This window comes from Paenarthrobacter sp. RAF54_2 (assembly GCF_052113945.1).
Taxonomy (GTDB): Bacteria; Actinomycetota; Actinomycetes; order Actinomycetales; family Micrococcaceae; genus Arthrobacter.
On record NZ_JBFRDV010000026.1, the window covers coordinates 31,025 to 44,326 of the forward strand.

Annotated in this window: 12 protein-coding genes; 10 read left to right on the top strand and 2 right to left on the bottom strand. The window is 63.0% G+C overall.

Going from position 1 to position 13,302, the window contains the following annotated elements:
* The first annotated feature begins 63 nt into the window (after positions 1–63).
* The 10 genes from AB4Y87_RS21455 (at position 64) to AB4Y87_RS21500 (ending at position 11,298) form a co-directional block, all read left to right on the top strand.
* Positions 64–2,760 carry a GMC oxidoreductase gene (locus AB4Y87_RS21455; protein ID WP_442006283.1) on the top strand — a complete coding sequence of 899 codons (2,697 nt, stop codon included), beginning with the start codon at positions 64–66 and terminating at the stop codon, positions 2,758–2,760.
* Complete coding sequence (locus AB4Y87_RS21460) at positions 2,757–4,778, top strand: hypothetical protein (protein WP_442006284.1); 2,022 nt, start codon at positions 2,757–2,759, stop codon at positions 4,776–4,778. The genes AB4Y87_RS21455 and AB4Y87_RS21460 overlap by 4 nt, the downstream gene beginning before the upstream one ends.
* Complete coding sequence (locus AB4Y87_RS21465; protein ID WP_442006285.1) at positions 4,775–5,863, top strand: esterase; 1,089 nt, start codon at positions 4,775–4,777, stop codon at positions 5,861–5,863. The genes AB4Y87_RS21460 and AB4Y87_RS21465 overlap by 4 nt, the downstream gene beginning before the upstream one ends.
* Positions 5,860–6,861 (top strand): acetoacetate decarboxylase family protein, encoded by a 1,002-nt coding sequence (locus AB4Y87_RS21470; RefSeq protein ID WP_442006286.1) that lies wholly within the window; start codon positions 5,860–5,862, stop codon positions 6,859–6,861. Before AB4Y87_RS21465 ends, AB4Y87_RS21470 begins: the two co-directional genes overlap by 4 nt.
* Positions 6,858–7,340, top strand: a complete 483-nt coding sequence (locus AB4Y87_RS21475) for a hypothetical protein (RefSeq protein ID WP_431119171.1) — start codon at positions 6,858–6,860, stop codon at positions 7,338–7,340. The genes AB4Y87_RS21470 and AB4Y87_RS21475 overlap by 4 nt, the downstream gene beginning before the upstream one ends.
* Positions 7,337–7,819: a hypothetical protein gene (locus tag AB4Y87_RS21480; protein WP_442006287.1), complete on the top strand. Its 483-nt coding sequence runs from the start codon at positions 7,337–7,339 to the stop codon at positions 7,817–7,819. The genes AB4Y87_RS21475 and AB4Y87_RS21480 overlap by 4 nt, the downstream gene beginning before the upstream one ends.
* Entirely contained in the window at positions 7,816–9,177 is a 1,362-nt protein-coding gene (locus AB4Y87_RS21485; RefSeq protein WP_442006288.1) for a patatin-like phospholipase family protein, read from the top strand. The genes AB4Y87_RS21480 and AB4Y87_RS21485 overlap by 4 nt, the downstream gene beginning before the upstream one ends.
* Positions 9,178–9,337: 160 nt before the next feature.
* Positions 9,338–10,198 (top strand): FAD-dependent oxidoreductase, encoded by an 861-nt coding sequence (locus AB4Y87_RS21490; protein ID WP_442006289.1) that lies wholly within the window; start codon positions 9,338–9,340, stop codon positions 10,196–10,198.
* A gap of 127 nt (positions 10,199–10,325) precedes the next feature.
* A complete protein-coding gene (deoC, locus tag AB4Y87_RS21495) occupies positions 10,326–11,018 on the top strand; it encodes a deoxyribose-phosphate aldolase (RefSeq protein ID WP_442006290.1) in 693 nt (230 codons plus the stop codon).
* Between the two features lie 52 nt (positions 11,019–11,070).
* Positions 11,071–11,298: a hypothetical protein gene (locus tag AB4Y87_RS21500; protein WP_442006291.1), complete on the top strand. Its 228-nt coding sequence runs from the start codon at positions 11,071–11,073 to the stop codon at positions 11,296–11,298.
* A 61-nt stretch (positions 11,299–11,359) separates the two neighbouring features.
* Here the strand turns inward: AB4Y87_RS21500 and AB4Y87_RS21505 are convergent, their stop codons facing one another.
* Both AB4Y87_RS21505 and AB4Y87_RS21510 read right to left on the bottom strand, forming a co-directional pair.
* Entirely contained in the window at positions 11,360–12,169 is an 810-nt protein-coding gene (locus AB4Y87_RS21505) for a PIG-L deacetylase family protein (RefSeq protein ID WP_442006292.1), read from the bottom strand.
* Positions 12,159–13,301 carry a glycosyltransferase family 4 protein gene (locus tag AB4Y87_RS21510; RefSeq protein ID WP_442006293.1) on the bottom strand — a complete coding sequence of 381 codons (1,143 nt, stop codon included), beginning with the start codon at positions 13,299–13,301 and terminating at the stop codon, positions 12,159–12,161. The genes AB4Y87_RS21505 and AB4Y87_RS21510 overlap by 11 nt, the downstream gene beginning before the upstream one ends.
* Position 13,302 lies beyond the last annotated feature (1 nt).

Here is a 13,302-nt window from a genome sequence, read left to right on the forward strand (position 1 = left end):
CGGAGGCACCGCCGGTCACGCCGGGGCTGCCTTCAGGTCAGCTTTCCTCTGAGAGGAACGGCCATGGGTCGTCTGGGGACCGGGAACAGTGGCAATACGGGTGCGGAACCAGCACCTGATCCGGCGCGCCACAGTGCAGGCATCGAAAAGGTTGACGCCGTGGTGGTCGGTTCCGGATTCGGCGGTTCGGTGGCTGCCCTCCGATTGGCCGAGGCCGGACAATCCGTGGTGCTCATGGAACGTGGCAAGCCCTATCCGCCCGGTAGCTTCGCGCGCTCGCCAGCCGAGATGGGCAAGAACTTCTGGGACCCGGACCGCGGCCTTTATGGGCTTTTTGATGCCTGGACATTCCGGGGCACGGAGGGGTTGGTATCCAGCGGTCTGGGCGGCGGCTCACTGATCTACGCCAACGTCCTCCTTCGCAAGGACGAAAAATGGTTCGTCAACGAGTCCCCCATTCCCGGCGGCGGTTACGAGAATTGGCCTTTCACACGGGCGGACCTTGATCCTTACTACGAGACCGCAGAAGAAATGCTCCAACCCGTCCGTTATCCGTATGACGACACGCCTAAAACCATGGCCATGGAGAAGACCGCCGCAACCCTCGGTCTATCCATCAGCAGGCCGCCCATCGCAGTCACCTTTTCCACGGACCCCACCAAGGAACCACAGACAAACAGGCCACTCCCCCTTCCCGCCTACGGCAGCATCCACGGACCAAACACCGTCCGCACCACATGCACGCTCAGCGGTGAATGCGATATCGGCTGCAATGCCGGCGCCAAGAACACCCTGGACCACAACTACATTTCGGCGGCCGCTCATCAGGGGGCGGACATCCGCACGTTCCACGATGTCCGCGGGATCAGGCCACTTGCCAGGGGAGGTTACGAGGTCCGCTACGTGGTCCACGATCCCGAACGCCAAGGCGAGCTCCTCAAGGAGCGGATCATTCACTGCCGCCGGCTCATCCTTGGCGCCGGCACCTTCGGCACCAACTTCCTGCTCCTGCGCAATCGAAGCTCCCTGCCCGCCCTTAGCGACGCCATAGGCACCCGTTTCAGCGGCAACGGCGATCTCCTGACGTTCATCATGGACGCCAAGACACCGGCCGCCAACGGATCCCCACCCGGAGTGCGAACACTCACCGGCAGCCGCGGACCAGTCATCACCACCGCGATCAGGATCCCGGACTCCAACGACGACGACGGCGATGGTCGCGGCTACTACGTGGAGGACGCCGGGTATCCAGCCTTCATGAACTGGCTCATGGAGACCGCCCAACTCAGCACCACCGTGAAACGGACAGCCAAAGTTGCCCGCCAACTGCTGATGGACAGGCTGTTCGACGCCGGGCGCTCGAACGTCTCCGCCGACCTCGCCGCTGCGCTGGGTGACGGCCGCCTCTCCTCCAGTTCGGTGCCGCTGCTGGGAATGGGCCGGGATATCCCCGACGGCGTCATGACCCTTCGCGACGGAAGGCTCGCCATTGCATGGACCATGGCCACGTCCAAGGAATACTTCGGACGCGTCCGCGGAACAATGTCCGAGATTGCCAAGGACCTCGACGGGGACTTCGTCGATAATCCCCTCTGGTGGGCCAAACGCGTCATCACGGTCCACCCCATCGGCGGCGCACCGTCGGGCCGCCACCCGGGCGAGGCGGTGTGTGACTCCTACGGCGAAGTGTTCGGTTATCCCGGCCTGTTCGTGATGGATGGGGCAGCCATGCCTGGCCCCGTGGGCGCCAACCCTTCGCTGACCATTTCTGCTTTTGCCGAACGCGCGTGCCACCACATCCTGGAGAACTCACACAGTGCCGGACACAGGGGAATTGCCCCCGCTGATGCTGCCGCGAGTGCGGACTTTACTGGAGCTGACGACCCGGCCAACGACGTCGACGCATCGGCTCCGCGCGAATTGGCGCCGGACGCTACCAAGGGCAAGGGCGCGCCCGAGGAGCGGCCCGCGAGCGCGGTCGCAGACGGCGCAACCGCCACGACGGCAGCAAGGAGCCGTGGTTTGGGGCTGCCGCGACCCCAAGACCAGCAACCAGCGGCGACAGACGCCACCACCTCTGTGCGTTTCACGGAGCAGATGCACGGCTGGTTCAGTCCCGGTCTCAGTGATCCGGAGAAGGGGCGAAGCCTGGGCAGGGACCGGAGCCGCAGGATCATGTTCGAGCTGACGATTACCGCCGAGGACATGCACGCGTTCGTTGAGGATCCGAGCCACCCTGCCAAGGCCGAGGGCTATATCCTCGCAGACTACTTCGGCGGCCGAATGCCGGTGGAACGTGGTTGGTTCAACCTCTTTGTGGAGGACGTTTCCGACGACGGCAGGCCGGCCAGGCGCATGCTGTACCGGTTGTGGCTGCGGGACCCGGGCGGAACGCCGTTCACGTTCACCGGGTACAAGCTGATCCATAACGAGGCCGGGCTGGATATTTGGCAGGACACGACCACGCTGTCCGCCACGATCCTGCGCGGCCATGTTCCGCCGTCGGAAGCGGTTGACGTTGAGGAGCCAGGCGGGCAGGAGCCAGGCCAGGAGGATGTCTTCGGTGCCGGCATTCTGTACATCCGCCCCTTGGACTTCGCCAAGCAACTGACCACGTTCCGTGCCAAGGGCCCGGCGCCGGCCGCGGGTTTGGCGTCCTTCATGAAATTGTTCGCCGGTGAGTTGTGGGAGGTCTACGGGCGGGGCCTCAAACGGGTCCCGTTTCCGGTCCGGAGACCACTGCGACGGCCACGCAGATGAAGAGCTGGGAGCTTGCGAAGCACCGTACTGTCCTGGGCTTCACTCCCCAGGCAGCGGTTCGCTGGCTCTCGCCGATGTCGCTGGCACGGACGGCATTGAAAGTCATGGCAGCCACTGTGTTCGCAGACTTCGGTGACAAGAGGGAACTTGAGGGGAGCTTCCCTGCCGATCAATTGCGCCTGGATAAACTCCCGGTCCCCGGCCAACCAGCCCAGCCGCCGGTCACGAGCCGCGGGCTTCCAAACCCCGGAGAGCTTGAGGCATCCCGCACCACAAAGCCCGACGAGCCCTTGAGCCCCGCTGATCTGTGGCTCGATTACACCGCAGATCTTGGCGACGGCTTCGACGCGACCTACTCCGTCGCAATGCTGCTCGCCCAGGACAAGGTAACCGTTCAGGGCCATGAGCTCCCCCGCGGAAGCGTGCTGGTCCTCGGGGGTGATGAGGTCTACCCCGTCGCCTCACCAGCTGCCTACGAGAATCGGATGGCAGGACCGTACCGGATGGCGCTGCCCACCAAGCACAATCCCACACCCATCATGCTCGCACTCCCCGGCAACCACGACTGGTACGACGGCCTGACCTCGTTCATCCGGATGTTCACCCGGCAACGAAGCATCGGGGGCTGGCGGACCATCCAGACGCGCAGCTACTTTGCGGTCCGGCTCACAGGGCAATCCCCTACGCAGGTTTCCGGCGAACAGCAGCAGGGTACGCCCGGCTGGTGGCTCCTGGGCCTGGACAGCCAGTTGGGGCAGTACATCGACGAACCACAACTGGACTACTTCTACCGGAATGTCACGCTCCAGCTCCAACCCGGAGATGCCATCATCCTGTGCGTAGCGGCTCCCTTTTGGGTTGACGCCGAGCACCCTGGGCCGAACGAGTTCAGGCAGGTCAACTTTTTCGAACAGGATTACCTTCGCCRTCGGTTCAATCCCGAGACCGGCCTGTTCGAGGCCACGGGCGCAAACGTCCGGCTGTGGCTCACAGGCGATCTGCACCACTATTCCCGCTACGAGGAGCAAACGTCTCCTGACGAACTGGGCACGGATGAATCAGGCGCCCAAAACCTCCCACCGGACCCAACAAGAACGCAAATGATCACCTGCGGCCTGGGCGGTGCGTACCTTTCAGATGCCCATTGGCTCCCGGAACACCTCGCCCTTCCGGGCGACGCGAACGCACCTGGCCTGTCCTCCAGCGTCACCCAAACCGCAAACCCTCATGGCGACCACGAAGAAGAAACAACCCGCCACTTCACCCGCATGCCCACCCTCTACCCGGATCAGGCCGATTCCCAGTTGCTCGGTCCGAGGCTTGCGAACCCCTTCTCGCAATACTGGCTTCCCATCCGCAACCCTGGCTTCGGTTTGTCCCTGGGCATTGTCCACGTCATCGCTGCACTAACGCTCTGGACAGTCTTCAGCGCATTCCGCGGGGAATCGTTCGTGGACAGCCTCCGCAGCCTGACCCACGGAAACACCCTGCTCCTCGTCGTTGTCCTGATCCTTGCGGTGCCGCTCCTGCTCGCAGTCGTGTCACTGCTTGCACGATCCCTCGGGCGGGCGAAGGCAGGAATCGTGGTCTTCACCCGTGGCGCGCTCTACCAGCTGTCCGCCCTTGCGGTGAGTGCCGCCGTCGTGATCCTGCTTCCCTGGCCCAACGGCTGGCCCGACGTCGTGATTCTGCTGCTGGCGCTCGCGCTGGTGTACCTGGGTGGTTGGGCGCTTGGCAGTGAAGCCTTCGCGCTGTTCATCCTGGCGACGCCCAGCGGCGAGGTCTCTACCTGGAAAATGTCCGGCCAATCCATCGAAGACCACAAAGGATTCCTGCGCCTCCACCTCGCCGCCGACGGCAGTCTCACTGTCTACCCGCTGGTGGTGGATACAGTCTGCCGCGATTGGCAGCTGGCAACGAACGACGACGGCGCGCGGCTGGTTCCGCAATCCGACTTACCCGCCGTGCGGCTGCTTGAAGAACCCATCACCATCACGCGGAAAGGAACCGCACCATGATCATCACCCGTGCCGAGCACCGGACCGAGGTCATCCCGTTCCGGGCCCGGGACAACACCCCTTTGAGCCTGGTCCACGTGACATCGCCCGTGGAGGTGAGCAAAGGCCCCGTCATGCTGGTCCATGGTTCGGGCGTCCGAGCGGAGCTGTTCAGGCCTCCGGTCCGGACCACCATCGTGGACGTCCTGCTGGAGGACGGATGGGACGTGTGGATGCTGAACTGGAGGGCGTCCATCGACCTCGATCCCCTGTCCTGGACGCTCGCCGACGCCGCCGTGTACGACCACCCTGCCGCCGTCGAGCATGTGCTGAACGCTACCGGCGCGGCAACGATGAAGGCCGTGATCCACTGCCAGGGATCGACGTCGTTCACCATGTCCGCCGTGGCCGGTCTCCTGCCCCAGGTGGACACCATTGTCTCCAACGCGGTGTCCCTGCATCCCGTGGTGCCTGCGTTCTCGCGGCTCAAGATCGACTACCTCACGCCCGTGGTCAAGGTCTTCACTCCCTACCTGTCCCCCGCATGGGGCTACAAATCGCAGGGCTACTTCACGCGGGCCATCCGAGGCCTGGTCAAAGCCACCCACCGCGAGTGCGACAACATCGTCTGCAAAATGGTCAGCTTCACCTACGGCAGTGGCCGCCCGGCGCTCTGGGCCCACGAAAACCTCGACGACGCCACTCACCAATGGCTCAGCGGCGAGTTCGCCGAGGTCCCGGTGACGTTCTTCGAGGAGATGGGCCGCAGCATCAAAGCCGGGCACATGGTAGCTGCCGGAAACCATCCGGAACTGCCTGAGAACTTTGTGGCCGAGGCTCCCCAAACCGATGCACGGTTCGCGTTCATCGCCGGGCTGGACAACCTCTGTTTCCTTCCCGAAAGCCAGCAACGCACGTTCGACTTCTTCCAAAAGCACCGGCCCGGGAAGGACTCGCTCCACCTCATCCCCGGCTACGGACATCTGGACGTCTTCTTCGGTCAGCATGCCTGGCAGGACACCTTCCCGGTCATCGTGGAGGAGCTCAACAAGGCCCCTTCCAATCCAGCCCAAGAGCCCAATCCAGCCCAGGAGCCACTGTCATGAAAACACTTACCGAACTGGTTACTCCCTTGCTCAAGCTCATGCCGTCGCCGGTTCCCCGACGCCAGGAACGCCTCCGCGGCCAGCACGCACTGGCCGATGGCATCAAGTACGTCATGCCGGTCAATTCCGACGACTCCCCGGTGCTCATGGCGGCCTTCCCCATCAACAAGAAAGCCGCAGCGGCCGCACTCCCCGGCACCGAGATGCGGCCCTTCAGCCTGGGCGGCAAAGGGCTGCTGGTAGTCACGGTGGTCAATTACAAGTCCACGGACATCGGCAAGTACATCGAATACTCACTGGCCATCGCCATCACCCACGGCAGCAGGCCAGCCCCGCCCATCCTCCCGCTGATCTTCCAGAAAACCTTCAAGCTGGGGCAGTTCGTGGTGGACCTGCCGGTCAGTTCGGAGGTTTCCGTCAAGGGTGGAAAGGGAATCTGGGGCATGCCGAAGCACCAGGCCAACCTGGACTTCGTCGTCACTGACTCCACAGTGTCAGCACAGTACGACAAAGATGGCCAACTCGGTTGCTACATCGAGATCGAACGTCCCGACCCACTTGGCCTGCCACTGAAGCTCGCTGCGTCGAACTACTGCGTCTTCCGGAACATGCTCTGGAAATCGGACATCTACTTCGAAGCTACCGGAGACATCGCCCTCGGAGCACAGGCCAAGGCACGCCTCATCCTCGGTGACGCGCCCGGCGTCGAGCCTTTGAAGAACCTGCAGGTGGAAAGCAAACCCGTGTTCACCGCTTGGCTGCCGCAAGCCCACGGTGTCCTGGACGACCACTACGAAGCCTGGTTCCTCACCGCACCTACAGAATCCGCCGCAGCAGCCATTCGCGGAGGCGACATGCTGGACAGCATCGTGAACCTGGGCCAGAGCCAGGAATGGCTGACCCCGCCGGACCGGAGCAGGATCGCAGGGACGGCGCCAATGGGCACAGCACGAGACTCCGGCGCCGTACCTCGCGCCACTCCGGGAAGCCTCCAATGAACTGGCTACTGCTCATCAACGCGCTCTACTTCCTGTTCGGCGCCACGATGTACGTGGGCACCATGTGGGTCCTCAAATTCTTCCTGTACCCCACATGGCGTTCGCTGGCCCGCGAGAACGTCGACATGCACTTCGGCATCCCCACCCGCGCAGCCACCAAGTTCTTCACGGTCGTGGTGCCCATCATGTTCATCTCAGGCGGCATCCTGGTGTGGTCCGAGTGGGGCACCATCCGTGTCATCCCAGCCATCATCTGCCTGCTGGGAATCATCGTCCTGACCTGGGTGGGCCAAGGCATCATCATCCCCATCAACAAGCGCATCCGCGGCGGCGACTTCGCGGACGACGCCGAACTCCGCACCCTGCTGAAACGCTGGATGATGCTCAACGACATCCGCTTCTACGTCTCCACGCTGACGTGGGCGGCCATGGTGTGGCTGCTCGTGGACCGTGGACGCCTGCTGGAGTCCTTCGCATGAGCGCCCAGCAGCCGGCACAGCCCACGCCCCATAACCAAACTCACCATCAAGCGCGACGCCCCGGCGTGTTGGCTTGGACCACCGCCGATCCACTGCGCGCCATCCTGGCAGCGATCGCGATCATCACGGTGCTGACCGGTGCCGTGCAGGTCCCGTTTGGCGGACAAATATTGCCCTTGATCGGCGCCGACCCCACTCCTGGAATGCGGCAACTGTTCGGCACAGTGGGCATGTTCATGGTGGTGGTTGGCGGACTACTCCTGCACACCCTGCTGAACCCCGCACCCTCCCCCGAGGTGGTGCTCTGGTCCGGACTGCAAAAAGCCGGGGCGTTCGGCGCCGTCGGCATCGGGGTACTGAACGGAGTCTTCTCACCCATCGCGCTGCTGGTGGCCTTCTTTGACCTCGCGACGGCGGTACTCCTGTTCGTCTATTGGCGCAGGATCAGTGGGGGCATGACCGGAGGAACCGGACTGTGAAAAGGTCATTGGTGCTCGCCGGTGGCGGCATGCGCGTGGCCTGGCAGGCCGGCGTCATGCGGGCGCTCGCCGAAGAAGGCCTGGAGTTCCAGCATGTTGACGGCAGCTCCGGCGGGATCCTGACGGCGGGGATGCTGCTGTCCGGGGTGTCGCCGGAAGAAATGTGCACCCGCTGGTCCAGCGTGAACGTGAAGGACTTCGGCTCGGCGCTGCCGATCGRTGACTACCTCAAGGGCCCGTGGGCGCTGCCAGCTATTGGGGACGCGGACGGCATCCTGAACAAGGTCTTTCCCGCACTCGGGATCAATGATGCGACTATCCGGGGCCGCGCTGCGGAACCGGGCGCCGTCGAAGGTTCCTTCAACGTCGTGGAATTCACCGAAAAGCGCTGCCACGCCATCGATGCCACCGCCATTGACGCGGAGCTTATGGCCGCGGGAATGTCACTGCCCATCTTCCTGACACCGCTGCACCGGGACGGGAAGATCTGGACGGACGCCGTCTGGATGCGCGACGCCAATGTAGCCGAAGCCCTGCGTCGGGGAGCGGAGGAAGTATGGCTGATTTGGTGCATCGGCAACTCGCCCTATTGGGGTGACGGGCCCTTGGAGCAGTACGTGCACATGATCGAAATGAGCGCCATGGGAGCCCTCCTTGCTGATTTCGAGGCTGCGAGCGCGGCTGGACGCGAGTTTGTGCTGCACGTGGTGCGTCCTGAGCATCCGCTGCCGCTGGATCCCGAGTTCTATCTGGGAAGGATCGACGCCGATACCCTGATCGGCATGGGATACCGGGACGCCCGGGCGTACCTGGACACGATGACGACGGCCGGCGTCCCGAAAGATGCCAGTTGCACCGCCATGACAGAACCGGCTGCGGGTGTCCGTTTCAACGACACCTTACGCGGAGAACTGGGGGGCTCACCCCTGACGTTCAAAGCCACCGTCATGCTGCCCACGGCGGGGTCCACTGTGCCCCCACAGTTCACCGGATTCCTGGAGCACCCGCTCTTCGGCGGCCGCGTCTTTTTCTCGGATGGACGCGTTGAAACAGAAGGCCACGACGTCACGTCCCGTGCCCGGATCAGGCTCGACGGCGGGTGGCAGGACGTGTCCCTGACCCGCACCTTGCGGGACGATCCCGGTCCGGATGCCTGGACCGACTCGCGCCAGGCAGTATTGCAAGTGGACGGGTTGCCGGCGGGAAGCCTGACCGCCGAGCTGACCATGAACCTGGCCGACGCGGCTGGGCTTCTGGCCTCTGTGGAGCCAGTGGGTGCGCACGGCTTCGTTGACCGGGCGGAGGCCGTCGCTTCCTTCGCCGCCAACGGTTTGCGGGAGTTGCTGTCACGGTACTGAACTCCACTGTGATCGCTAACTCCGCTGTGATCCACGTTATTACCGGCTGGTAAACAGCGCGCTACCGATCTGCAAAAGATGGCAACAAGGGGGAAACACCCGCGAAAAACCGGCACCCTACGCTGATGATCAACAGGTCACGCCAGCGAAAGGGCCAAACATGTCCTCCACACCCGTTCACATCGTCATTGCAGGCGCAGGTCCCGCAGCCCAGGCTTTGGTGCGGCGGCTGGCCGGCAGCGGTTCAGGTTCCCGGCAACGCCCCTTCGATGGCACCGTCACCGTGCTCAGCAATCGCGACGAATGCCCCGAGGCGCTCCTGAAACTGGCAGAACTGCCGCAGGTCTCGGTCCGGTTCGGGCAGCCGGCAAGCTTCATCGACGCCGCAGCAAAGATCGTCACCACCGTGGACGGCATGGAGTTCTCCTACGACCAACTCGTGATCGCCACGGGTTCAGCTCCAAGCCTTCCGCCGGTCGCCGGGGCCGAAGACGGTCTGAGCTACTCCACCATCGACGACGCCGCGGACATCGGTGAAGCAATCAAGGACGTCACCAGGATCGTCGGCCGGCGCCCGCTGGGAATCCTCGTGGGCAATGGTCCCGCAGCGGGCCAGGCAGAAGCCGTGCTCCGGGCCCGCGGTGTCCGTCCCGTCCGCACCACCCTCCGGCCAGCCGCCGTCGTTCGTTCCACCTCAGGTTCCACGTCGGCGGCGACCGGCATCCTGTTCGAAGACGGCAGCAGCATGAACGGCGACCTCGTGGTCCTCGCCGAGGAACGTATCGCGCGCAGCGAGCTTGCCGAAAGCGCAGGTCTCCTGATTGCCTCCGACGGCGGGATCGCAGTAGGGCGCGATCTCACCACCTCCGTCCCCGGCATTTGGGCGATTGGCGACGCGGCTTCCTGCGACGGCCTCCGACTGGGTCTTCTCCTTTCTGCCGAATCCTCCGCGATGCTGTGCGCCTCGGGGATGCTGTTAGGCGCATGGGGCAGCGACCAGAGTGCCGCGCTGGCGGCCTGACTGCGGCTTCTGTTGCCATTGTGGACAACCCCAACCGGCATCCGGACCATATGGCAAGATGGTCCTTTGACGGGCAGTGACAACCCTGCGGCCATCGGGCCGGCCACGCCCGGCACGGAAGGATCCCATGAGCAACGAAGCCGTCGCGCCTGCAAGCATCGCCTCGTACATCGACCACACACTGTTGAAGCCGGAGGCCAGCGAGGCCGAGGTTTTGAAGGTTTGCGCCGAGGCCGTCGAGTACAAATTCAAGTCCGTCTGCGTCAATCCGATTTGGGTCAAGACCGTCACCAAGGCCCTCAAAGGATCCGGAGTCTTGACCTGCTCCGTTATTGGGTTCCCGCTGGGCGCCACACCCAGTGACGTCAAGGCATTCGAAGCCCGCGGTGCAGTGTTGGATGGCGCCGATGAGATCGACATGGTGATCAACATGGCGGCCGCCCGCGCGAATGACAAGGGTGCCTTGGTGGATGACATCACCGCCGTCGCCGAAGCTGTCCACGCCGGCGAAGCGATCCTTAAGGTCATCATCGAGACGTCCATGCTGACCGATGAACAGAAGGTCATTGCCTGCGAAGCCGCCGTGGAGGCAGGGGCTGACTTCGTCAAGACCTCCACTGGTTTCAACGGCGGCGGAGCAACCCTTGAAGACGTTGTCTTGATGCGCAAGACCGTCGGACCTGATGTTGGGGTCAAAGCGTCAGGCGGAGTGCGGTCCCTGGCTGACGCACAGGCTATGATTGCTGCTGGTGCAACACGTATCGGAGCGAGTTCCGGAATAGCCATTGTCAAAGGTGAACAGGGTTCATCGGATTACTGAGGCATCCGCAACCGCCACAGATTTTGAGCCCTGCGGGGCCGAGGAGGAATGAATGTCCAAGAACGCAACAAGCGCTCCCATTGAAAAAGAGAACAACCTCGGCACAAGCATTGTCCTGTTCGTGGTCATGATCGTGCTCTTCCTGGGGGCTATCTACTCCCTGTCCTTCCTCAGCCTGGATAACCCGTGGCCGATGGCCGTCTGCCTGGGCCTGTTCGCCCTCGCATTCTGGATTCCCCAGACCATCCTTGGCCGCTCGGACTCAGCTGGCGAAAGCTAAACGTTCACGCAGTTTTTCAATGGCCCGGGCTAACGCCTGGGCCATTGCTTTTGGGGCGGGCTTAACTGCTTGAGCTTCGGGAAGGATGCGGGACAAAGTAGGTTTCCGCTTTGATGGGAATTACACCGCTGGGGAACAACCCATCCGCTTGTGTGGAGTACTGCCTGATCCGCGGGTGCTTGGATGACAAGCCTTCTTCCCAAATCCACGGTTGGTACCCAAGGCGCGCTAACCCTGCCGTATCCGGCGGCGAGACCAAATCGTAGGGAAAGTCCGAATAAAGGACCAGGTTTTCAGGGTGGCCTTCCCCGGCCTTGCGGGTGATGAGGTGGTCAACATGGCTACCCACACCTACAGGAACGAAGAGCAGTTCGGCCTTGGTCACGGCCATTAGCTCGGCAACATCGTCCTGGAGTTGCCGGATGAGCGTTTTATCTCCCCGTGCTATCCGTCCGAGCGCGATGTCGAATCGATACGTCGAGTAGCGGTGTGTCAGTTCCGGCAGGAGCTTGTTCCACGCGCCTTTGGCGAGCCGCGGTAACTGGCGACGACGGAACAAGGCATCCACGGCACCCAGATGTATGAGCTGTACGCCCATGGCAGCAAGGACAGCCTTGTCCTCTGCTTTGCGGGCCTCGAATAGTTGCACCCCATCCTCAAGCATGGACTGACGCACGAAAGAGCGGGCGGCCCGGGTGTGCGGTGCAGGGGAGGCTTCCGTGAACACAGTTGCCACGATGATCTCCCGTTCCTGCGCCTGCGCCTCGATAAGCGCACCACAGGACAAAACCGCGTCATCAAGGTGGGGCGACAGGAACAGCCAGGGAGCGTCGCCTGCCAAGGATCGTTCGATTTTTGATTCAATTGCCATGCGGAGGCCCTTCCTGTGGATGAGGCCCGGTTGGAGCTGCTTCAGCAACTGCATTACGAAAGGATGTGGCCTGCATTTCGGCGAGCCGGTCCCAATTGAAGCCTGAAGCAAACGCCCTGCCTTGGGCCCCCACCTCCATCAGTCCATCCTGCGGGTATCTGCGCGTTATCTCGGCAGCAAGGGCGTCGACGTCGAACGCCGGAACCAACCAGCCGGCGGCGTCGGGGACAATCTCCCTCAAGCACGGGATATCGAAGGCAATGACCGGAGTTCCAACAGCCAATGACTCGATGGCCACCAACCCAAAGGTCTCCTGCCTGGAGGGAACAACCACAAGCCGCGCATCACTCATTGCTTGAAATTTCTGCTCCCCGGAGAGCCACCCAAGGAGCCGTACCCGGCTGGAAAGGCCCCTCTCTTCAATGACGGCGCGCAGCTTTCCTTCATCAGGGCCAGCACCTGCAATCAGGAGCTGGCCATCCACGCGGCCCGCACATTCTTCCCATGCTGCCAGCAGCAAATCGAGACCTTTGCCACCGAACTCCAAACGCCCAATGCATAGGATGTCCTGTCCGGGTTTGGGTTCGGGTTTCCAGGCTGCGGGATCCACACCATTACCGATCACCTCCACACGAACGTGGGGGTTCATGGCCGTCAAGCGGTCAGCGATGCCCTGCGACACTGCGATCATCCGCCGGTAACGCCTAACACCCCACTGTTCCACCCAATGCAAGGGCAACCCATATTCACGTGCTTTCTCTCGCGCATGCAGCCACTGGACCAGGCCAACTGTGGGGCGCTTTGTCCAGAGCGGCGCAGCCATGCTGGAAAACGGCGCGAAAAAGTCCTCCACCACCAGATCAGCGGCTCCGCGACGCCGTCGAACCTCAAAGGGCAGCATCAGCACGTAGCCCAGGAGCCGGGCTAATCTGTTCCGCCCCTGGCCTATTCCGATCGGCACGTAGTGAACGCCGTCCTGCACACGTACAGACCACCCGGGGTATCTGGTGGTCAGGACCGTCATTCGGAAGCCGTTGGCAACCAGCCGACGATCGACCTCGTGTGTCCTCACTGATCCCCCACCGGCGCCGGGCATGCCTGGGTCTTCGAACCCGAGATGTAAAACCCTCATG